The 20,645-nt window shown below is 65.9% G+C and carries 21 protein-coding genes; 4 read left to right on the plus strand and 17 right to left on the minus strand.

The window, feature by feature from the left end:
• Positions 1 to 275 precede the first annotated feature (275 nt).
• Both ACQ7JA_RS13515 and ACQ7JA_RS13520 read left to right on the plus strand, forming a co-directional pair.
• A complete protein-coding gene (locus tag ACQ7JA_RS13515) occupies positions 276 to 1,004 on the plus strand; it encodes a PEP-CTERM sorting domain-containing protein (RefSeq protein WP_430898492.1) in 729 nt (242 codons plus the stop codon).
• Between the two features lie 12 nt (positions 1,005 to 1,016).
• On the plus strand, positions 1,017 to 1,814 hold the full coding sequence (locus ACQ7JA_RS13520; RefSeq protein ID WP_430898494.1) for a sterol desaturase family protein: 798 nt from the start codon (positions 1,017 to 1,019) through the stop codon (positions 1,812 to 1,814).
• Positions 1,815 to 1,856: 42 nt separating this feature from the next.
• Here the strand turns inward: ACQ7JA_RS13520 and ACQ7JA_RS13525 are convergent, their stop codons facing one another.
• Positions 1,857 to 2,465: a PH domain-containing protein gene (locus ACQ7JA_RS13525; RefSeq protein WP_430898496.1), complete on the minus strand. Its 609-nt coding sequence runs from the start codon at positions 2,463 to 2,465 to the stop codon at positions 1,857 to 1,859.
• Positions 2,466 to 2,691: 226 nt separating this feature from the next.
• On the opposite strand from ACQ7JA_RS13525, the gene ACQ7JA_RS13530 reads away from it, so the two are divergent.
• Positions 2,692 to 3,213 carry a hypothetical protein gene (locus ACQ7JA_RS13530; protein ID WP_430898498.1) on the plus strand — a complete coding sequence of 174 codons (522 nt, stop codon included), beginning with the start codon at positions 2,692 to 2,694 and terminating at the stop codon, positions 3,211 to 3,213.
• Here ACQ7JA_RS13530 and ACQ7JA_RS13535 read toward each other — a convergent pair.
• Positions 3,210 to 3,671, minus strand: a complete 462-nt coding sequence (locus tag ACQ7JA_RS13535; RefSeq protein WP_430898981.1) for an RrF2 family transcriptional regulator — start codon at positions 3,669 to 3,671, stop codon at positions 3,210 to 3,212. The two genes, ACQ7JA_RS13530 and ACQ7JA_RS13535, sit on opposite strands and share 4 nt — an antisense overlap.
• Before the next feature lie 161 nt (positions 3,672 to 3,832).
• Between ACQ7JA_RS13535 and ACQ7JA_RS13540 the strand changes: the two genes are divergently transcribed.
• Complete coding sequence (locus ACQ7JA_RS13540; protein ID WP_430898500.1) at positions 3,833 to 4,453, plus strand: response regulator transcription factor; 621 nt, start codon at positions 3,833 to 3,835, stop codon at positions 4,451 to 4,453.
• A gap of 9 nt (positions 4,454 to 4,462) precedes the next feature.
• Here the strand turns inward: ACQ7JA_RS13540 and ACQ7JA_RS13545 are convergent, their stop codons facing one another.
• The 15 genes from ACQ7JA_RS13545 to ACQ7JA_RS13615 form a co-directional block, all read right to left on the minus strand.
• Entirely contained in the window at positions 4,463 to 4,927 is a 465-nt protein-coding gene (locus tag ACQ7JA_RS13545) for a carboxymuconolactone decarboxylase family protein (protein ID WP_430898502.1), read from the minus strand.
• Between the two features lie 110 nt (positions 4,928 to 5,037).
• Positions 5,038 to 6,663: a PAS domain S-box protein gene (locus ACQ7JA_RS13550; protein ID WP_430898504.1), complete on the minus strand. Its 1,626-nt coding sequence runs from the start codon at positions 6,661 to 6,663 to the stop codon at positions 5,038 to 5,040.
• A gap of 107 nt (positions 6,664 to 6,770) precedes the next feature.
• Entirely contained in the window at positions 6,771 to 7,520 is a 750-nt protein-coding gene (locus tag ACQ7JA_RS13555) for a flagellar brake protein (protein ID WP_430898506.1), read from the minus strand.
• Positions 7,513 to 7,872 (minus strand): EscU/YscU/HrcU family type III secretion system export apparatus switch protein, encoded by a 360-nt coding sequence (locus tag ACQ7JA_RS13560; protein WP_430898508.1) that lies wholly within the window; start codon positions 7,870 to 7,872, stop codon positions 7,513 to 7,515. Before ACQ7JA_RS13560 ends, ACQ7JA_RS13555 begins: the two co-directional genes overlap by 8 nt.
• Positions 7,869 to 9,020 carry a flagellar hook-length control protein FliK gene (locus ACQ7JA_RS13565; RefSeq protein WP_430898510.1) on the minus strand — a complete coding sequence of 384 codons (1,152 nt, stop codon included), beginning with the start codon at positions 9,018 to 9,020 and terminating at the stop codon, positions 7,869 to 7,871. Before ACQ7JA_RS13565 ends, ACQ7JA_RS13560 begins: the two co-directional genes overlap by 4 nt.
• A 26-nt stretch (positions 9,021 to 9,046) precedes the next feature.
• Positions 9,047 to 9,367 (minus strand): flagellar protein FliT, encoded by a 321-nt coding sequence (locus ACQ7JA_RS13570; RefSeq protein ID WP_430898512.1) that lies wholly within the window; start codon positions 9,365 to 9,367, stop codon positions 9,047 to 9,049.
• Positions 9,368 to 9,379: 12 nt separating this feature from the next.
• Positions 9,380 to 9,841, minus strand: a complete 462-nt coding sequence (gene fliS / locus ACQ7JA_RS13575) for a flagellar export chaperone FliS (protein ID WP_430898514.1) — start codon at positions 9,839 to 9,841, stop codon at positions 9,380 to 9,382.
• Between the two features lie 21 nt (positions 9,842 to 9,862).
• On the minus strand, positions 9,863 to 12,535 hold the full coding sequence (fliD, locus tag ACQ7JA_RS13580; protein WP_430898516.1) for a flagellar filament capping protein FliD: 2,673 nt from the start codon (positions 12,533 to 12,535) through the stop codon (positions 9,863 to 9,865).
• A gap of 157 nt (positions 12,536 to 12,692) precedes the next feature.
• Positions 12,693 to 13,052, minus strand: coding sequence for a flagellar protein FlaG (locus ACQ7JA_RS13585; protein WP_430898518.1), 360 nt, complete (start codon positions 13,050 to 13,052; stop codon positions 12,693 to 12,695).
• 73 nt (positions 13,053 to 13,125) lie between these two features.
• Positions 13,126 to 14,586, minus strand: a complete 1,461-nt coding sequence (locus ACQ7JA_RS13590; RefSeq protein WP_430898520.1) for a flagellin — start codon at positions 14,584 to 14,586, stop codon at positions 13,126 to 13,128.
• A 319-nt stretch (positions 14,587 to 14,905) separates the two neighbouring features.
• Positions 14,906 to 16,132 (minus strand): flagellin lysine-N-methylase, encoded by a 1,227-nt coding sequence (fliB, locus tag ACQ7JA_RS13595; RefSeq protein ID WP_430898522.1) that lies wholly within the window; start codon positions 16,130 to 16,132, stop codon positions 14,906 to 14,908.
• An 88-nt stretch (positions 16,133 to 16,220) separates the two neighbouring features.
• Positions 16,221 to 17,795 carry a GGDEF domain-containing protein gene (locus ACQ7JA_RS13600; RefSeq protein ID WP_430898524.1) on the minus strand — a complete coding sequence of 525 codons (1,575 nt, stop codon included), beginning with the start codon at positions 17,793 to 17,795 and terminating at the stop codon, positions 16,221 to 16,223.
• Between the two features lie 130 nt (positions 17,796 to 17,925).
• Entirely contained in the window at positions 17,926 to 18,579 is a 654-nt protein-coding gene (locus tag ACQ7JA_RS13605) for a response regulator (protein ID WP_430898526.1), read from the minus strand.
• A complete protein-coding gene (locus ACQ7JA_RS13610) occupies positions 18,576 to 20,027 on the minus strand; it encodes a histidine kinase (RefSeq protein WP_430898528.1) in 1,452 nt (483 codons plus the stop codon). Before ACQ7JA_RS13610 ends, ACQ7JA_RS13605 begins: the two co-directional genes overlap by 4 nt.
• Complete coding sequence (locus tag ACQ7JA_RS13615) at positions 20,024 to 20,632, minus strand: hypothetical protein (RefSeq protein WP_430898530.1); 609 nt, start codon at positions 20,630 to 20,632, stop codon at positions 20,024 to 20,026. Before ACQ7JA_RS13615 ends, ACQ7JA_RS13610 begins: the two co-directional genes overlap by 4 nt.
• Positions 20,633 to 20,645: the final 13 nt, after the last annotated feature.

Raw genomic sequence — 20,645 nt, forward strand, 5'->3', positions numbered from 1 at the left:
ATTGCCGCCTCCGCTATCGACCGAGATGGCAATCAGACAGCGAATTAGCTCGACAGTTCAACCTGGCCCAACAGGCAACGGTGACAGCGCCTTTTTTATGTGTACAACGAACAACAAGCGACGGCGTAACGATAAAAATTGCCAAAATTGCGCAAATAATGGTTCAAATAGGAAAATTTGCTGATAGGATACGAATAAATGTGGCGAATTTGACGATGCGCTGTAGATTTTCGATCGTTAGCCAGTCCGATACCATTCATCAGAGGAGCTTTCGCATGCGTATCCGTTCCATCCTGCTGTGCCTGTCCGCACTTGCTGTCATCACCGCCAACACCGCCGGCGCCGTGCCCCTTATCGCCAACGGCAACTTTGAGCTGACCACCAATGGCGGCAACAAGCAGCTGTCGAGCAGGCCGGTCGACGACATCCATCGCACCACCCTGGCTGGCTGGACCAGCAGCAACGGCAATGACGGCGGCTACAACTTCGTGCTCGACACCAGCCTGATCACGACCTGGGACTCGGCCATCTGGATCAAGAAGTATGAATCCGCACTCGACCGCGGCAGCGTGTTCGCCTCCGATGCCCTGTATTACCCGGGCGTGCTGTCCCAGGCCATCGGCGGCCTGACGCCGGGTGCGTCGTATGTGCTGAGCTTCGATTACGCGATGGGGCAGCAGGTCGGATTCGACGGCGCCAACCTGAACAACTTCTGGCAGGTGGGCTTCGGCGACGTGAAGCAGGATTCGAAAAAGCTGTCGATCGAGAATGGCGGATTCAGCGGCTGGCAGACCTCGACCATGAAGTTCACTGCAGAGAGCGCCGAGCAGGTGCTGTCCTTTCTGGCCCTGAGCAATTCGCCAGGCGCGCCGCCTTTCATGTTGCTGGATAATGTCGACCTGCGCGCCGATGTGCCCGAGCCTTCGAGCATCAGCATGATGATGCTGGGCGGCTTCGGCCTGCTGGGCTTCATGGCGCGCCGCCGCAAGCCGGCAGTACGGTAAGAGGGAGGCGAGGTGGGCGCCACGGTCCAGGAATTCCTCGTCGGCGCCTTGCGCTTGTGGGTCTGGCTGGCGCTCCTGAGCGCGATCTTCATACCGCTGGAGCGCTGGTTCGGCATGCGCGCGGAATCGCTGCCGCGCAGGGAAGTGCGTCACAACCTCGTCTACTATTTCATCAGCAGCCTGGTGCCGGTCGTCCTGCTGAGCGCGCCGATCGCGCTCCTGGCCGCATTGGTCCAGCCTCTGGTGCCTAAAGCGCTCCTTTCGGCCGTAGGCGACCTGCCGGCCTTCGTTCGCATTGCGCTGGCCTTCGTGGTCGCGGAAACCGGCTTTTACTGGGGCCACCGCCTGAGCCACGAAATTCCCTGGCTGTGGCGCTTCCACGCCGTGCACCACAGCACGCAGCAGATGTATTTCATGGCGAACACCCGCTCGCATCCGGTCGACATGGTGTTCACCCGCCTAGTCGGCGTGACGCCCCTCCTGCTGCTGGGCCTTGCGGGACCGAACGCGGCCGGCAGCGCCATGCCGGCGCTGCTGCTGGTGCTCGGCACCTTCTGGGGCTTCTTCATCCACGCCGACCTGCGCTGGCGCTTCGGTCCCCTCGAGTGGCTGGTCACGACGCCGGCTTTTCACCACTGGCACCACAGCCGGCGCGAGCACATCAACCGCAACTACGCGTCGACCCTGCCTTTCCTCGACCGCGTGTTCGGAACCTGGTACCTGCCGCGCCACTGGCCTGCCGAATATGGCACCGATACGCCGCAGGCGGGCACGCTGGCCGGCCAGTTGCTCGACCCGCTCAAGCGATAAGGCCTGTCGCGAGGCGATGCCGGCCCTTCCGAGGCGTTGGCGTCAATTGTGGATGTACTTCGCAAACACGTCGCTGAAATCGCGCTTGGTATGCGTTTCCAGCATGGCCGTGTTCAGGGCCTCGAGCAACTCGCCGTACTGGCTGACCAGGGTGCCCGCGCCCGGGGCGATGTTCAGCTTGTGCACCGAGGCCGTCGCGTCCAGCGTGCGCAGGGCGTTGTCGCGGCAGACCGCGTCGCGCTTTTGCTGCTTGCCGATCGAGATCAGGGCCTTGTAGATGTCCTTGAGCTGTTCGATGTGGGTCTTCTTGACGTCGATGGAAAAGCGCACGTCGTCCAGGTTGAACTTGAGTTCGATGTCCAGGTCGAGCGTGCCGGCGGTTTCGATGCTGACGTTCGACACGGCGTAGGAGGCATAGTCGTAGCGCTTGATCGAGCGCTTCGAGGACACGGCCGAGTCGCCATCGACATGGATCAGGGCCAGGTTGGTGAAGCAGTACTCGTCCTTCTTGCTCTTGATGAGGAAGAAGATCTGCTCGCCGTCCTCGTTGAACAGGTAATCGTCCGCATCGACCTTGTTGTAATCGGCAGGTCCGACGATGACGCCGATATCGCTGATGCCCAGTGCTTCCGCCGCCAGTTTCTTGAACATGTCCGTCCTCTCGAGATGAAAGCGATCACATTAGCACTATTTGGATGCAGCAACTATTTTCTCGACAGCGGATGTCTTGTCCTGGCACGCTGCCGATGCGATCTTATGCCACGTGCATGCCACAGGGAGAATGAGAGGCGCGATCACAAGCATGGGGTGAGTTTTCGTTAGCTTTTTCCCTAATGCAACTGTTAAGCTTGGCATTTTGACCTTGCAGCGATTGCCCATGCCTGCCGCATCATTCACGCCGCCCGCCGTTTCCTCTTCCCGCACCGTCCTGCTGTGGGCCGGGTTCATCGTCGCCATCCTGCTGCCTGTCTGCGCCGGCCTCCTGCTGGGCCTGAGTTCGCTGATGCCCGGCTGCCACAGCGGCGGGTCGAGCGGCTCGGCCATGTCGGGTTGCGAGCTGGGCGGTTTCAATCTGAACTGGCTGCTCGAGCTGCTGACGCCCGCCATCCTGCTGTCCCTGCTCACGATCCCGGTGGGCCTGCTGCTGTGCCTGGTCGGCCTGTTCATGCCGAGGAAGAAGGTAGCTGTGCCGGCCGTGGACAACGAGGTCGGGACCCAGGTGCTCGCGGCCCTGCGCGATCTGCGCGAGGGGCGTGCGGCCCGCACCCGCTGCCCGCGCTGCCGCGCCGTCATCCTGCTCACGGCTGGCCGGGCGCCGGATGGCGCGCCACGGGTCAACTCCGCCTGCGCCTGTGGCGCCTGCGATGACAGTATCGCGCTGGCGGGGGTGGCGGCTTAGGCCGCCTGTTCTTCCTTGCGGTGGAAGGTCATGGGAATCGCGCCGTCGCGCGGGGCCGGTTCCGGCAGCAGGGAGGCCAGGGTGTGGCGGTCGAGTTCGGCCAGGTAGGCCGCGGTGGCGTTGCTCAAGACGCCCTTGAGGGAGCAGTCCTTGACCAGGCCGCAGGGATTGCCGTTCGGGTCGAAGCATTCGGCCATGTAGAAGTCGCTCTCGCTCTGGCGGACGACGGCGCCGATGTTGATGTCCTCGGGCTTGTGCGCCAGGCGGAAGCCGCCGTTGCGGCCGCGGATGGTTTCGATGACGCCGTTGCGCCCCAGCTCGTGGACCACCTTCATGAGGTGGTTCTTCGAGATGCCGTGCAGGTCCGCGATCTCCTGGATGGTCACCAGGCGGCCCGGATTGCTGCCCAGGTGGAGCAGGGTCCGCAGCGTGTAATCGGTAAAGGAAGTCAGGCGCATCGAGCGAGTATACCGCATTGACCTCGCGATCGCCCGACATGCATATAAACCAGCAATTACAAACGATTACTTGTCTTCTTGTTCTTGCCGTTTCAATATGTCGGCAGGCGGGACCGCGTGCGGCCGCGCCGTTGTCCGCTGCCAGATGCAGGAGTATGCCCATGCAACCGCTTTCTACCGCCGTCCACATCATGCATGCCGACCCGATCATGACGGTTGGCATCCACGCCGTCCTGGCCGACCAGCCGGGACTGCGCGTCACGACCCACCTGCGCCAGCCGGAGGCGCAGCGCGTCGCCCGCGTGCTGGTGACCGACTACGACAATGGCGTCGCGCTGGCGCGCCAGGCCGGCGCCGCCAGCCAGATGCCCGGGGTACTGGTCGTGACCCAGTTCGACAAGGAATGGGAAGTGCGCCTGGCGATGGACGCCGGGGTGGGCGGCTACCTGCCGCAGTCCTGCGGCCCGGACGAGCTGGCGCACGCGGTGGACCTGCTGGTGCGCGGCCAGCGCTACCTGAGCGAATCGATGACGCGCAGCGTGGCCGACAGCCTGACCCGCGAGGCGCTCACCGGCCGCGAGACCGACGTGCTGCAGCTGCTGGCGCAAGGCTGCTGCAACAAGTCGATCGCCCGCAAGCTCGGCATCGGCGTGGGCACCGTGAAGACCCACGTCAAGGGCGTGATGAGCAAGCTGGATGCCACCGCGCGTACCCATGCGGTGGTGGTGGCGACCCAGCGCGGCCTGATCCGCCCCGGTGCCGGCTCCGCGATCCAGCTCTGACCCTGCCGCTTACATCCCCGGCGCCGGATGTTCCGGCAGCGGGTTGCGCAGGCTGAGGTTGATCGCATTCCAGCCGCGGATGGCGGCAATCGTATAGGCCAGTTCCGCGATCTCCGTGTCGCTGAAATGCTCGCGCAGGGCGGGCCAGGCGCTGTCCGTGTCGTCACGGCCGGGCAGGGCGTTGACGGCGTCGGCCCAGGCCAGGGCGGCGCGCTCGCGGGCGCTGAAGAAGGGCGCCTCGCGCCAGGCGGACAGGGCGTTCAGGTGGCGCGGATCGAGACCCTGCTTGATCAGGTCGCGCCAGTGCATGTCGACACACACACCGCAGCCGTTTACCTGCGAGACCCGCAACTGCACCAGTTCCACCAGGCGCGGGCCCAGCGAGCTGTTCTTGGTGGAGGTGGACAGGGCGATCATCGCCTTCAGGTTGTTCGGCGCGAGGGTGAAGAGGTTGATGCGGGCGGCTTGCGTCATGGTGTGGTCCTTGTCAAGAATGAAGAAAGGCGCACCGTGCGCCCTTCATGCCTGCAAGACGAGCCAGCCGCGCAAGGTGTGACATGCGCCGCAAAAAAAAATCGAACGTGTCAGTGCGGGCGCACCGTCCACTCGCCGCGCCGCCCGAAGGCATAGCGGTTCTTGCCTGCCTTCTTGGCCGCGTACATCGCCGCGTCGGCGCGCGCCAGCAGCGTGTCGACGCCTTCGCCCTGGTCGGCGATCGCCAGCCCGATGCTGGCGCCCAGCAGTGCGCGCCCGTCCAGCTGCGGGTAGGGCTGGGCGGCGGCGCGGAGGATGGCCGCGCACAGGGTCTCGGCTTCCTCGGCCGTCTCGAGCAGCGCCACGAATTCGTCGCCAGCCAGACGGGCCACCTGGCCCTTGTCCTGCATCACCGCAAGCAAACGCTGCCCGAATTCGATCAGCACGGTGTCGCCGGTTTCATGGCCGCAGATGTCGTTGACCGTCTTGAAGCCGTCCAGGTCGATGAACAGCAGGGCCGGCGCGGCGCCGGGCGCGGCGAGGCTGCGCTGCAGCAGATTCATGAACTCGTAGCGGTTGGGCAACCCGGTGAGGAAGTCATGGGTGGCGCGGTAGTGCAGCTGGTCGGACATGCGGCGCTGCTTCGAGACGTCGCGGAGAAACGCGTGGAACCAGGGCTCGCCGTCGACCGGCACCACGCCGACCGTGAATTCCACCAGGATTTCGCTGCCATCCTTGCGCAGCGCCGGTTTTTCGACGCGCTTGCGCGCTTCCGTTGCGCCGGAGCGCAAGAATGCGGCCATGCCGTCGACGTGGGCCTGGCGCAGGCGCGGCGGCGCCAGCAGGTCGGCCATCGGTTGTCCGATGGCTTCGTCCGCGTGCCAGCCGAAGGTGATCTCGGCGTGCTGGTTCCATTCGGTGATGATGCCGTGACGGTCCATGCCGACAAAGGCATCATTGGCATGCTCGACAAGCAGGCGAATCTTCCGCTCCTGCGCGCGCAGGAGTCCTTCCCCTTCTATTTGCCCGGTGACGTCACGACCCGAGCAGAACATGCAGCCGTCTGCGGCGAGGCGGGTGCTCCATTCGATCCAGCGCCAGCTGCCGTCGGCGTGGCGGTGGCGGTTACGGAATCCGCGCACGGTGCCGCCGCCGGCCAGTCGCCGCATTTCAAGCTCCGTACGCGCCACATCGTCGGGATGGATCATCCCGATGAAGGGACGTTCCATGAGACGGGCGTCCTCCCAGCCGAGCAGTTCGTGCCAGGCTGGATTAATCTGCGTCAGGTAGCCATCCGGCGTGCTGACCGCGAGCAGGTCGGGCGAAAGGGAAAACAGCGCATCGCGCTCTGCGAGCGCGCGCTTTTGCTCCGTGATGTCGACAACCTGCACGACGAAGCAGTGCGGGACGCCATCCGTGCGGCGGCTGAGCGTCACGTGCAGCAGTGCCCAGACAATGGCGCCGTCCGATTTCCGGTAGCGTTTTTCAAGCCGGTAGGACGCGATTTCGTCGGCCAGCACACGCTTCACCAGCGCCATGTCCTCGGGCAAGTCCTCCGGGTGGGTGATTTCCTGGAAGGTAAGGTTGAGCAGCTTCTCACGCCGGTAGCCGAGCATGGCGCAGAGCGCGGTATTCACTTCCAGCCACTGGCCCTGCAATCCGACCAGGGCCATACCCACGGTGGATTGGACGAATGCGGCGGCAAGATGTTCAGGCGAAGGGCTGCTGGTCGACATCGTTTCTACGCGAAAAACTAGAGCGCGTAGTGTAGCCGAATTAACTGGAAGTTAAGCGCCAGCCTTGCTAATCAGCAATACGTAATCGGGCTGGCAATGAGGAATGATCAGGCCAGGCCGGCCAGGCGGGCGTTGCGCTCGCGTTCGAGCTTGGTGATGTAGCGCTGCACGGCGGCGTCGCCGCCGCGCGACATGCCGATGAACTGCAGGCCGATGCGGCGGCTGGTCTTGTTGTTCAGCATGGTCATGTCGAGCGAGTTGCGGATCTGCAGCGTCACCGTCACCGGCCCGATCTCGGGCAGTTCGATGCGGCAGTTCGGCAGGTTCTCGCCGATGACGGTGCTGAGCTGGTTCTTGTGGTCCATCACGGCGATGCCGCCGCAGCTGATGTCGTGCAGCGGGAAGACGGCGGTGCCCAGGCCCAGTTCGGCCGGCAGCGGGAGGATGGCGCGCACCGGGTTCGAGACCGGGGTCTCCATGCGGTAGAACTCGCGGCGCTGGAGGCGGATCAGGGTTTCCGGGATGGCGGCGCGCAGCGCGGCATTGCCCTCGAACAGGGTCGGGGCCAGTTCCTCGGCCGTGAACAGGATGCGGATCTTGTCGAGATAGGTTTCGCAGCGCACCCGGCCGGCGGCGACGATGCGTTCGTTCTGCTCGCGGTCGATCGAGCCGTCCAGCACGATGGTATTGCCGTCGGGGTCGACCTCGAGGATGGTGGTGACGCAGACGTCGGCCTCGCCCTTGACCAGCATGCGGATCAGCTGGTTCTTTTCGCCGATCTGGCGCAGCAGGGCAACGATCTCACGGCGCGACTCCACCTCGTAGTCGTGCCAGTTCTCCAGTTCCTGATTATTCATTGCTTGCATCGGCCTTGGCCGCGTCTTCCAGGTTGAGGTGGGGCGTCGGATCGGGCGGAGGCGGCAGGGGCGCCCCCTGTTTTTGAGCCGACTCAATATGATATAGCCACGCCAACAGTTCCGCAATTGCGCGGTACAGGGCGGGCGGAATCTCGCGGTCGAGGTCCACACCCATCAGGAGCTGGACCAGTTCCTTCGATTCGTGCACGAAGACGCCGGCTTCCTTGGCCCTGCGCATGATCTGTTCGGCGACCAGGCCCTGGCCCTTGGCCACGACCTTTGGCGCCGGGTCGCCCTTGCCATAGGCGAGGGCGACGGCGCTCTGGCGCCGCTTGTCCTGGGGCGCGTTCACGGCCCGGCCTTGTCGTGTTCGCCGGTGCTGCGCACCTCGAACGCGGCCAGCGGCGTGCCGGCGGCGTCCAGCGCGCCGGCGAGGTTCGGCTGGTTCCGGCGCAGCAGGGTGGCGCTGTCCTCGCTGGCGGACACGCGCAGCTGCAGGGCGCCGTCGACCAGGGTCAGGCGCGCATCGATGGCGCCGAGGCCCGGGAAGCTCAGGCGCAGGCGGCTGTGCCAGGCGCGCCCTTGAACCTCTTCGCCGTCCGCCTGTCCCTCCTGTTCGTCCGCGGTATCGCGCCGCGCCTCGCGCTGCACATCGAGCTGCATCGGCTGGCCCGGCCACAGATTGCCCTGCCAGCTCACCTGCGCCTGTTCCTGGGTGGCCAGCTGCAGGTTGATGAACTGGGCCGTGGCCGGTTCCGTGGGAAGCGGGCGCTGGCCTTCGCGCGCGGCCTGCTGCTGCGGTTCGGCGTTCAGGTCGGACAGCAGGCGCGCACCCTGCGCCCATTCGGCCACGTGCGATTCGTAGAACAGGCCGCTTTTGCCGACGGCCTGCTGCAGGCCCTGGGCGATGCTGGTGGCGTCCGCGCCGGCTGCGGCGACGACGGGCGTGCGCCCCAGCGCCGCCGTCTGCGGCGTCTCGGCCTTCGCGGCCGCCGCCAGTACCCCGCCGATGGCCTGGCCGGTGCGGCTCAGGGTGGTGTGCTGGCCTTCCGCGCCGCCCGCCAGGCCGGCTGCGCCGGCCGCCGCGGCCTGCAGCAGGGCGGTGGCGCGCTGGATGCCCGCGGCCGTGGCGCCTTCGCGCATGAGGAGCGGCGCCCTGGCCGGGTCGGCGCCCTCGGGCAGCGGCGGACCGGCTTCGCTGAACACGGGCGTGCCGGTGCCGATCTGGAAGGTCGGGCGCGGCTGCACCGCGACCAGGGTCAGGGGCACGTCGGCGCCGACCCTGGCCCCGGGCGGGAGCAGCATGCGGGTGGGGATGTCGGCGACCTTGACGACGAAGCTGCCGTCGGTCAGCCTGGTGAGGACTTCGCCGTGCAGCGCCTTGCCCAGCTGGGGGGCAAGGGCGCGCTGGAGGGCTTGCTGGCGCGGGTCGGCGAGCTGGTCGCTTGGCCTGGCCGGCGTGATCGGGCCGACGGTGGAGACGAGCTCGCGCGGCAGCATGCTGTGCTACAGGAGGGCCGGGGCCTCTAGACGCCGTAGGCGCGCGCGACGCGGCGTTCGGTCGAGGTATTGCCGATCATGGCCGACAGCTTGGCCATCCACGGGGTGGTCAGGTCGCGGATCTGGCGGTCGGCATCGAGCATGCGGCGGATCGCATCGATCTTCTTGACGCGCTGGGCGCCGGCCAGGGGTTGCGGCTCGCTTTCCTTCAGCTGGCGCACGTGCAGGGCGCACTGCTGCTCGAGCAGGGCCAGGCGGTCCCAGTCGTTGTCGTTGGCGGCGCGCAGCATCTGGGCGGTGATCACCGCCATGGTTTCGTAGGTGTCGACGATATCGTCGCTGGTCATGTGCGGCATGGTTCAGGCACTCATCAGGGTCGGGGCGCGCAGCGGCGCGGTCGGGGCGGCGGCCGGCGCGGCGGCCTGGCCGGCCTGCGGGTCGATCGCGTTCCAGGCGTCGCGCAGGTCGGTCAGCAGGGCATGGGCTTCGTCCAGGATCGCCGGGTCGTTTTCCAGGTTGGCCTTGAACAGGCGCGCGCTGATGTACTCGTACAGGGCGTCGAGGTTCTGGGCGATCTCGCCGCCCACCTTCTTGTCGAGGGCGGCGCGCAGGCCGTTGTCGACGATGTTGATGGCTTTCGAGATGGCGGCGCCCTTGGCGGCGACGTTCCCGGACTTCAGGTTGGCGGCGGCGTTCAGGATCGACACCAGGGCGCCGTCGTACAGCATGACGATCAGCTTGTGCGGGGAGGCCGCGCTCACGCCGGTTTCGAGACCGACCTTGGCATAAGCGTTGACGCCGCGTTGCATGGAACCAAACATATTCTTCTCCAAAAATATGGATTAACTATTGGCCGCCAGGGCGGCCAGTTGCTGCGTGAGGTAATTCGAGGTGGCCTGCATCGAAGCCAGCATCGAGTCGAGCGCGGTGAACTGCGCCCGGTAGCGTTTTTCGGTTTGCTCGAGGCGTTCGGTGAAGCGCACGCGCTCCTTGTCGACCGCCTTGATCGAGACGTTCAGGCCGTCGGCCTTGTTGGTGATCAGGCCTTCCTTGCCCAGGAAGCTGGTGGCCAGGTTGTTCAGCTGGTAGGCGTAGCCCTGGGTGAAGCTGATGGTGCCGCGCTCGCCGGCGACGCCGTCGGTCACGTCGATCTTCAGGCCCTCGGCCTTCGAGCCGGCGGCGGCGGTCAGGGTCTGGCCATTGCCGGTGGCGGGCGCGCCGCCGATGGTGCCGGCCACGTCCTTGCCCTTGTTGAACACGGCGCCGGCGCCGAACACGTCGTCGACCGAGCTGCCGGTCATGGGCTCGATCTTGAGGTTCGAGGCGCTGCCCCAGCGGGTCGAGGACAGCGACAGCTTGCCGTCCTCGATCTTGGTCTCGACCGTGTCGCCGTTCTCGACGAAGTTCGAGTTGCCGTTGATCGCCGCGCGGATCATCGAGGACAGTTCCTCCGGCGTGTAGGTGCCGGCATTGAGCTTGACGGTCGCGGTGCGGCTGGCGGTCTCGGGGTCGGTCTGGTTCAGCGTCACCATCCAGCTGGTGTTGGGCGCGATGGTCGTGGTGGCGGCCAGCGCGGCGGTGCTGGTGACGTTGCCCTTGCTCGCCATCTCGGTGATGCTCACCGCGTAGGTGCCCGGCTGGGTCTTGGAGGTCGAGGTGTTGAACTTGATGTTGGCGTCCGAGGCCTTGCCGACCGCCGCGAACAGGCCGGCGATCTCGCCGAAGTTCTCGGTCATCGCCTTGTTCAGCTTGCTGGAATCGACCGCCAGGCTGCCGTCCTTCTGGAAGGTGATGCCGACCTGGCTCAGGGTGTTCAGCTTGCCTTCGCCGACCGCGTTGCCGAGCAGGCCGCGCAGCTGGGTCTGGACCGAGCGCACGGTCGAATCGCCCACCAGCGGGCCGCCCTTCTTGGTTTCGGGGTCGTAGCTGGTCAGGCTCTTCATGGTGCTGTTGAGCGTGTTGTAGGCCTTGACGAAAGCATCGACGCTGGTCTTGACCGCGTTGGTGTCCTTGGCGATCGTGACGTTGCTTTTGCCGGTCTGGCTCACGTCCAGGGTCACGCCCTGGATCGCACCGCTGATGTTGTTGGTATCGCTGGTGACGGCCACGCCGTTCACGTCCAGCTTGGCGCTCTGGGCCGCGCTGGTCTGCCTCATGCCCTGGGCGCCGGCCGGGTCATAGCCGAGCAGGGACTGCAGCGCCGGGTCGGCCGCCGCGCCGTTTTCGCCGCTCAGCGTGATCTTCATCGACGACTTCTCGCCGGTCTTGGTCGAGGTCAGCACCAGGCGGTAGGGCGAGGCGCTGCCGTCCGAGACGATGCTGGCCTGCACGCCGATATTGGCCTTGTTGATGGCGTCGCGGATGCCCTGCAGCGACTGGTCGCCGGCTTCCAGGGTGACCACGCCGCTGGCCTTGTCGCCGTCCTGGGCGAAGCTGGCGCCCAGGTAGCTGCCGTTGCTGCCGGCGGCGAGGCCGGCCAGGGACGGGTTGCTGCCGGCGACCGAGATCGCGCTCCCGTTGTTCGAGCTCAGGCTGATGCCGGCGGTGACGGTGGTCGTCATGCCGTTGTTGGTCGTGCCGCTGTTGTTCAGGCCACCGGTGACGCTGCCTTCGACGCTTTCACTGACCGTGATGTTGGCGCCTTGGGCCGAGAAGAACTGCAGGTCGCCGTTGGCGGCGGAACCGGTGAACGTGATGCCGGCCGCGGCCAGCGCCTGCGTGGTCGCATTGTTGCCGGTAAGGGCGTCGTCGATCGACGCCGCGCTCACGCTGCCGGCGGCGCCGGCGGCGATGCCGGCGGCCTGGGCGGCGATCTGGACACCGCCCACGGACAGCGAGTAGCTGGCGCCGGCAGTGGTGGTCACACCACCGAAGCTGCCGTTGCCCGCGCCGCCGAACAGGGTCGCGCCCGTCGCGGTCTGCTGGGCGACGGCGGTGACGCCGGTGTCTTCGGTTTCCGCATTGATGGCGGCCGCCAGCGCCTGGGCGCTGCGGGTGGAGTTGCTGGTGGTGATCGCGGTGCCGTTGATGGTGAGCGAACCGTTGGCGATGCCCGTGGTCGCCACAGCGCCGGACAGGGCGCTGGCATCGACGCCATAGCGCCCGCCCGAGGTGGTGCCAAACTGGAAAGTGAGGGTGGTCTTGGCGCCGCTGCCGATCGAGGACGTCATGCTGGCGTAGCCGGCGCTGTTGAGCGTCTGGGCCTGGGCCAGCTGGTTGACCGAGACCTTGTAGGTGCCGGCTGCCGCTTCAGCGGTGGCGCTGCCCTTGAGCACCTCGCTGTTCGAGACGCTGGCGCTGAGGGCCTTGAAGGTCGCGCTCGAGGTCAGCGAGGACAGCGAGCCCTGGAAGCTGCCCACGGCGCTGCTCAGCTTGCTCAGAGCGTCGAGCTTGGACTGGAAGGCGGCGGTGCGCGCATCGTATTTGGTCAGCGGCGCAGACTCGGCCGCCATCAGTCTACTGACGAGGTCGTCTACATTGAGACCGGAACCGATGCCGGCTGAGGAAATGGCCACTTGTTTCTCCTGCGAAAGTAGATAATGTAAGTCATTATCGACAGGAGCAAAGGGGACTTGAGAGCAGGAATTACCTGCTTATTTGTGGCTTGGGGAAAATCGTACAAGAAACACAACGCGCCCTCCGCAGGGGAGGGCGGCGTCGGCAAGCCAGGCATCAGGCTTTCTGGCTGATCAGGCGGCCCATCGCCTTGTCGAGCGACTTGGCGATCTCGAGCGCTTCGACCGAAGGAATCTGGCGCACCACTTCCTTCGTGCTCAGGTCGATGATCTTGACGACGGTCTGCTTGCTCTCGTCGTCGACCGAGAATTCCAGGCTCTGCGAGGATGCGGGCAGGGACTGGTTGATCTTCTTGACCGCTTCGTCGAGTTCCTTGCGCGAAGGCTGCTGTGCTTCCTTGCCGGCACGGGTTTCCTCGGGCTGGCGCGCAGCGGGAGCGCGGGTGGCGATGCTGTCGGGTGCCGGCCGTTCGTCAAGCTTCGGCGTGGCGGGCGCACCTAAAGGCTGGATGTTCATATGGACCCCAAAGTGAAAAACCCCGGCTGATCGAAATCAGCCGGGGAGCTTACAACGCTAGCTTGTCAGCGGATTAGCCACGCAGCAGGGACAGCACGCCGTTCGGCAGCGAGTTGGCCTGGGCCAGCATCGCGGTACCGGCTTGCTGCAGGATCTGGCCGCGGGTCATGTTCGCGGTTTCAGCTGCGAAGTCGGTGTCGACGATACGGCTCTTCGATGCCGACAGGTTCTCGGTGCTCGACTGCAGGCTCGAGATGGCCGACGAGAAGCGCGATTGCAGTGCGCCCATTTCAGCGCGCTTGGTGTTCACGGTCGCCAGTGCCGAGTCGGCAATCTTGATCGCGAGCTGGGCGCCGGCGAAGGAGCTGATGTCCAGCGAAGCGACCGACTTCAGGCTCGAGCTGCCGGTCAGGGCCAGGCCCGAACCCGCGTCGCTCACCGAGAAGCTGTTCTCCGAATCCAGGGTCACGTGGCCGTTGCCGATGGCGGTGGCGCCGGCGGCCTTGGCATCGAAACCGGCGCCGACCAGCACGTTCTGTGCGGTGGTGGTATCGGTCTTGTACGAGTGCACGTTCAGGGTGGTGTTGGCGGCGGTCGCGACGTTCTTCAGGTTGATGTCTTCACCCGAAGCGTGGGTCAGCTTGATGCCCTTGTTCTTGGCGTCGTACTCGGCGGTCACGCCGGTTTCCGCCGAACGTGCGTTGAAGGCCGAGATGCCTGCCGCCAGGTCGGTTGCCGAGGTGCCGGCGCCGGTCGAGAACGAGATCTTGACCGCGGTCGAGTTGTCGCCCTTCAGTTCCAGGGTGTAGCTCTCGCCGCCGCCCAGGGCCAGCATGGTTTCGGTCTTGGCCGTTGCGGTCACGCCGGTGGTGCCCGAGTTCTGGTTCACCGAAGCGGCCAGGGCCTTGGCGGTGCCGCCCTTGGCATCGGCCGAACCGGCCGAACCGTTGATGGTGACTGCCTTGGTTGCGTCGAAGTTGGTGGTGGCCTTCACTTCCGGCACGTCCTTGGCGACCTGGTTGGTGCCGTAGGAGCTGGTGGTGAAGTTCGAGCCCGACATCGAGATCAGTTCGTTGGCATTGGCGCCGACCTGGAAGTTCGAGGTGCCGCTGGTGCCGTCCAGCAGTTGCTGGCCGTTGAACGAGGTGGTGGTAGCGATGCGGTTCAGTTCCGAGGTCAGCTGGGTGACTTCGGTCTGCAGCGCCTTGCGGTCGCCGGCCGAGTTCGAAGCGTTCGAGGACTGGACGGCCAGTTCGCGGATACGCTGCAGGATGTCGCCCGAGTTTGCCAGAGCGCCTTCTGCGGTTTGGGCCATCGAGACGCCGTCGTTGGCGTTACGGGAAGCTTGGTTCATCCCGCGGATTTGCGAGTTCATGCGGTCCGAAATCGCCAGGCCGGCTGCATCGTCCTTTGCGCTGTTGATGCGCAGACCCGACGACAGACGCTGCAGGGAGGTGGTCAGCGAGGTCTGCGACGAGGTCAGGTTACGTTGCGAGTTGAGCGAAGCGATGTTGGTGTTGATGACGGATGCCATGGTATTTCTCCAGACTTACTACTTTATGGGGCGGGCGACTGTACCCTGTTCACTTTGGTGCGCCACGCTGTTCCGTGACGATCACACCGCTGTTGATGCTGGTAACGGAGTCCCCCGTAAAAGCTTTATGGCGGGCAACGAAAATAAACTGCGAAAAAAGTCCTCAAGTTTGCGTGGAGCGCGCGTCTAGACGGCGCAAAAATCGGGGACTTTAGGGCAAAAATAAATTTATTTTTCTCGCTGCCGGTCCTCAAGCAGGGTCTGGAAAACAAAAAAACGCGGCACCTGGCCGCGTTCTCGAGGTCGATTCGACAACAACTTAATGGCGCAGGAAGCCGTACAGCTTGTCCAGGCTGTCCCAGCCGCTGTTCTTGAGCGCATGGTTGACCCTGGTGGCGAAATTCACATCGTGGCGGAAGCGCCGGCAAAAGACCTGCACGGTCTTGACGAGGGCGGCGGCGTCCGGCAGCGGTCCTTCGGGGGCGCACTGGGCCGCCAGCATCATGCGCAGCAGGCCGAAACGCGAGACCAGTTGCAGGTAGCAGTCGTAGGGATTGGCCTGGTCGAATGGGAACAGGTGCATGAACATCTCGTTCAATACGTAGTGTTCCAGCAAGTGTGGCGCTGCCTCGAGCGCCAGGGGCAGGCGCTGTACCCCGGTGGTATAGCGGGCCACCAGCTCGTCGATGTGGGCCACGCCGGATTCGGCATCGGCGCCCAGGTTGCGCGCGACCATGTCGATCACCTCGCGCTGGCGTTCGCTGCGTGCGGGCGACTCCTTGCTGCTCCACAGGGTGGCGAACACCATGGCCTGGGCGGGATGGTTGGGCCGGAGGTCGCGCAAGGCGTCGAGCACGGCCCCGTCTTCGACCAGCCGGGCGAAACTGTCCAGCAGCGCCTGCACGTCGGCGGAGCGGGTTGCCGCAAGCTGCTCGCAGAAGACGCCCAGCAGCGCCAGGCGCTGCCACAGTTCCAGGCCCTCGGTGCGCATCAGCTGCAGGCAGAAGATCCGCACCTCGTGCATCAGGTGCTGCCCCTGGGCGCCATCGGCATCGACGCGCTGGACGGTGTCGGGACGCACGGTGATGCCGGCCTCGATGAAATCGAAGGCATCCGGCGCCAGCAGAGCCTGGCGCGCCGCTTCCGGGCAGGACAGTTGCAGGGCCTGCTGTACCTGGCCGCCGAAGTTCGCGGAGATGCGCGGGTAGCTGAAGCAGGTGTTCGACAGATGGCTTTCGTTCATGTGCGCCTGCACGCCGCACAGTCCACCTTGCATCATGGGGCAGCTGCCGCCCTCGCCATGCAGGTCGATCTTGCCGTAGTTCCTGTCGGAGCCCTGGCTGCGCTGCCGCCGCAGACTGGTCTCGAACGTCTTGCTCAGCTCCGGATGCTTGCTCTGGCGATAAGCGTTGAAGGTCTTCTTGTCCAGGCTGACGGTCCAGCCGGAGCAGCAGGTGTCTTCGCAGGCCGATCCGATGCAGGCGAAGCGGCTGACGTAGCGGGGCAGGAGGGCGGAAAGCGTACGGGTCGGATGAAGGATTGCCATGGTCTGGGACAGGATAGGTTGGGAGAGCACGCTCCGCGCGCGGGGAGGCAGCCTGGATACGAGAAGTCTATCCTGTAGGAAAACCTTCCTAATCCGCGATCACCACCCGATTCTTGCCGCTATTCTTGGCTTGGTACATGGCGCGGTCGGCGCGCGCGGTCAGGCTGGCCTGGTCCTCGTTCGGATGGCGCAGGGCCACGCCGCAGGAGAAGGTAATGAGCATCTTCTCGTTATCGTGCAAGAAGAAGTGGCGGGTCAGCTCGCGCTGCACGCGCACCATGGCGGCCGCGGCCGCGTCGACCGTGGTCTCGGGCAGCAGGATCAGGAATTCCTCGCCCCCGAAACGGGCGATCACATCCATCGAGCGCAGGGTGTCGCGCACCACCTTGACCAGGTGTTTCAGGGCGCCGTCGCCGGCCAGGTGGCCGTAGGTGTCGTTGAGCTTCTTGAAATTGTCGAGGTCGAGCATGGCCACGCACAGGGGCATGTTGCGGCGGTCGGCGCGCGCGCTCTCGCGCTCGAACACATCGTCCAGGCCGCGGCGGTTCAGGCTCCCGGTCAACTGGTCTTCGCGCACCAGCTCGCTCATGTGCTGGAGTTCGGATTCCAGCGCGCGGATGCGTTCCTCGGCTTCCTGCACTTCCTGGTGCACGGCGACCATCCGGTCGCGCGAGGCCAGCGCCTCGTCCTGGGCCGCGCGCATCTCGCGCAGCACCTCTTCCATCACCTCGTTCAGTTCGCCGATATTCCCGGCGCGGCCGATGCGCTCGGCGTAGCCGGCCAGCTTCGCATGGTGGTCGCCGGTCGACGCCGCCACCGAGCCGAGCCGGTCGATGAAGGTCATCATCATGTTCTTCATGGTGGCGCGCACGTCGGAGATGCTGTGGCGCAGCTGGCCCTGCTTGAGGATGACGTCCTTCAGGCTGCGGGTCGCGTCTTCCAGCGCGCGTGCGTCCATGGGGCCGGAGATCAGGTCTTGCACGGCGGCGATCTGGCCGCGCATCCAGCTGTCGTCGTCGAGCAGCTCGGTGACGTTGTCGAGCAGCAGGCGGAACAGGCGCAGCAGCAGTTCCTGCTCCTCGGCCGAGTCGCCGCTGCGCAGTTCGATCTGGTAGCACAGCTGTTTCAGGCGGCCGGCCAGTTCGATCATCTCGGCTTCGCCGCGCGCGAGCTTGACGGCGGCGCCCAGCGATTCGGCTTCCGCCACCTGCTGCGGGTCGCCGGCGAGCAGGGTGGCCAGGGCATAGGCCAGGGCGCGGCCCAGCATCTCGCGCAGGTGGCGCGCGTCCGGATCCTCGTCGCCCAGCGCCATCACCGGGGTGTTGCGGCGCAGGTGGCGCTCGGCGACCTGGCTCAGGGTCTGGGCATAGCCGGTCCAGTCTTCCTGCTTCGCCGCGCGCACCAGGCGGCGGCCATATTCGGACACCTCGCCCGGCGTGTCGGCGAGCTTGCGGGCGAAGGTGGACAGCACCTCGGTGGCGCCATGGGCGGCTGGAGGCGCCGGCGGGGCCGGTGGAATGCCGGCGATCTCGTCGTAGATGGCCCGATAGGCGTCCGGCGTCGGCGCGATGCGGCGCGTCGCCAGGCGGCGGAAGGCTTCGCGGGCGATGTCAGCGGGGTTCAGATTGGGCGTGACGGGCGACGGGGACGACGTGATGGACATGACTGTAATGACGCTGATTGCGGGCTGTCGACATGATAAGCAGCTTTCTTGCCAACCATCAATTAAAAAACGGTAACAAAAGCTCTTAATCCTGCTTTACAACAACACCATCCGTGGTGGAAACGTGTTTTTAGCCCACCAGCTGGTTACGAATGGCGTAATGCGTCAGTTCCGCGCTGTTCTTCAGCTTCATCTTCACCAGCAGCCGCGCCCGGTACTCGCTCACCGTCTTGACCGACAACGAGAGCTCGCGCGCGATGTCGCTGACCGACATGCCGGAAGCGATCATGGTCAGGGTCTGGTACTCGCGGTCCGAGAGGCTGTCGTGCGGCGGCGTCTCATGGTCTTCGCCGATCTGGGCGGCCAGGGTCTGGGCCAGGGCGGCGCTGACGTATTTCTGGCCGGCCGCCACCTGGCGGATCGCCGTGACCAGTTCCTTCGGCGCGCTCTGCTTGGTCAGGTAGCCGGCCGCGCCGGCCTTGAGCGAGCGGATCGCGTACTGGTCTTCGCGGTGCATGGACAGCATCAGCACGGCCAGCTCGGGCTTGTCCTTGCGCACCTGCTTGAGCACCTCGATGCCGTTGCGGTCGGGCAGGGAGATGTCGAGCAGCATCACGTGCGGCCTGGCCTTGCCGACCAGCTTGACGGCGTCCAGGCCGGTTTCCGCCTCGCCGGCCACGATGATGTCGCGCTGCTCGGCCAGGATCTGCTTCAGGCCTTCGCGGACGATGGCATGGTCGTCGGCGATGAACACGCGAATTGTTGCTGTTGCTTTGTCACTCATTCTTCTTTGGCAATGGCGCTCGCCAAGCTGATCTTGATAGTCACCATCGTGCCACCTCCGGGCGTTTGCGACAAGGCCAGCGTGCCGCCCAGGGCCTTGGCGCGCTCGCTCATGCCGCGCAGGCCGAAGGAATGGGGCTTGAGGCGGTCGGCCGCCTGGATGCCGCGGCCGTTGTCGCAGATGGACAGGGTCAGGTGGGCGCGCCGGCGGCGCAGGCTCACCGTCACCCGGGTGGCGCCGGCATGCTTGGCAATATTGGTCAGGGCTTCCTGGAAGATGCGGAACAGGGCGGCCGTGTGGTCGTCGTCCAGGTTGACGTCTTCATTGGGGCCGCGGAACACGCAGGCGATCCCCATCTGCTTCTCGAATTCGCGCGCCTGCCATTCCAGCGCCGCGACGATGCCGAGGTCGAGCATGGTGGGGCGCAGGTCGAGCGAGATGCGATGCACCGCCTCGATGGTGCGGTCGACCAGGTCGTCCAGGTAGTTCGCCTTTTCCAGCAGCTGCGGCTGGTCGTCGGGCAGGCGCGCGGCCAGCATCGACAGGGCCATCTTGATGGCGGTGAGGTTGCCGCCCAGGTCGTCGTGGATCTCGCGCGCGATGCGGGTGCGCTCCTGTTCCTTTACCTGCTCGATGTGATCGGTGAGCTCGGCCAGCCGCGCGCGCGAACGGACGACTTCCTCCTGCTCCTGCTTGCTGGCCGTGATGTTGCTCATGATGCCATCCCACTGCACCGCGCCGCCCTCGACCAGGTGGGGCGTGGCGCGCAGGTTGATCCATTTGACGTCGCGCCAGGCGTCGATCCAGATCCGGCCCTCCCAGTTCCAGCCGGAGAGGTTGTCGCGCGAGGCGCGCATGCAGTCGAGGTAGCCCTTGCGGTCCTCCGGCAGGATCAGGCTTTCGAACAGGGTGGCGTCGTGCTGCAGTTCCAGGCCCGACAGGCCGAGCAGGGCCGAGCAGCCGTCGCTCAGCCAGGGGAAGGCCATGCGCCCGTCCGGATAGAGCAGGAACTGGTAGACCAGGCCCGGCGTGTTGCGCACCACGGCGTCGAAGCGCGCCTGCGACTGGACCAACGCCAGGGCGGCGGCATCCTGCAGGGTGAGGTCGTCGGCGATCGCCAGCAGCAGGGCCTGGCCGTCGCGCACGATGCGCAGGAACGTCAGCTTGACCGGATAGCGGCTGCCGTCCACGCGCTGCAGCTGGGCGCGGATGCCGACCTGGGCGCCGATTTCCTCGCCCAGGCTCCCCAGGAGCTGGGCCAGTTCGGCGCGCCCGAGCCCGGGTGCGATGGCGTGGAAATCGCGCGCCTTCAGATCGGCGGCATCCATTTGCAGGTTCAGGCGCGCGGCCTGGTTGGCGTCGACCACGGCCAGGGTGGCGGCGTCCAGCAGGTAGATTTCGGAAGCGGCGCCCTGCATTTCGGCGGCCAGGATGGGGGATGGACTCATGGGCGTTCGGAATCAAGCTGTTCTTCGCGGCGCACGTGCCGGCGCGCCCGGAAGCGGGTGGTGAAGCGGCGCAGCACGCGCGCCAGGTGGCTGGGCTGGCGGCCCGCGCGGCGCAGCAGGCGGCGGCCGTTGCGGCGGATCGCGGCCACCGCGGCGCGGGTGCTGCGCCAGATGCGGCTGGCGCGCAGGAAGCTCAGCCAGCGGTCGCGCAGGGCCAGGAAGCCGCCGTGGCAGCGCGCGAACCAGCTCAGGGTGAGCAGGGTCGGCAGGGTCAGCACGTAGATGCGCGCCACCACCACCGCGCCGCCTAGTTTGGCGACAACGAAAGCGGCGACGCCGGACAGGGCGTGGCCGTGGGCGATGGCAATCAGGGCCAGCAATTTGACGGGAAATAGCAGCAGTCCCGGCAGCACGAAGGCGGACAGGGCGGCCCAGGGCGGCAGGACGCGGATCCGGCTTTCCAGCCAGCGCAGGGGCCCCCAGCGCGCCATGGCGGCGGCGATGCGGCTGCCGGTCTCCCAGAACCAGGCCTCGACGAGCAGGACCAGCGCCGCCAGGTGAACCAGGGGCGCGAGCAGGCGGGGGCGCTGGTGGGCTCGTCTCATGCTGCGCATGATA

Origin of the sequence: Massilia sp. BKSP1R2A-1 (assembly GCF_050586525.1) — a bacterium.
In the GTDB taxonomy this organism is placed as follows: domain Bacteria; phylum Pseudomonadota; class Gammaproteobacteria; order Burkholderiales; family Burkholderiaceae_D; genus Telluria.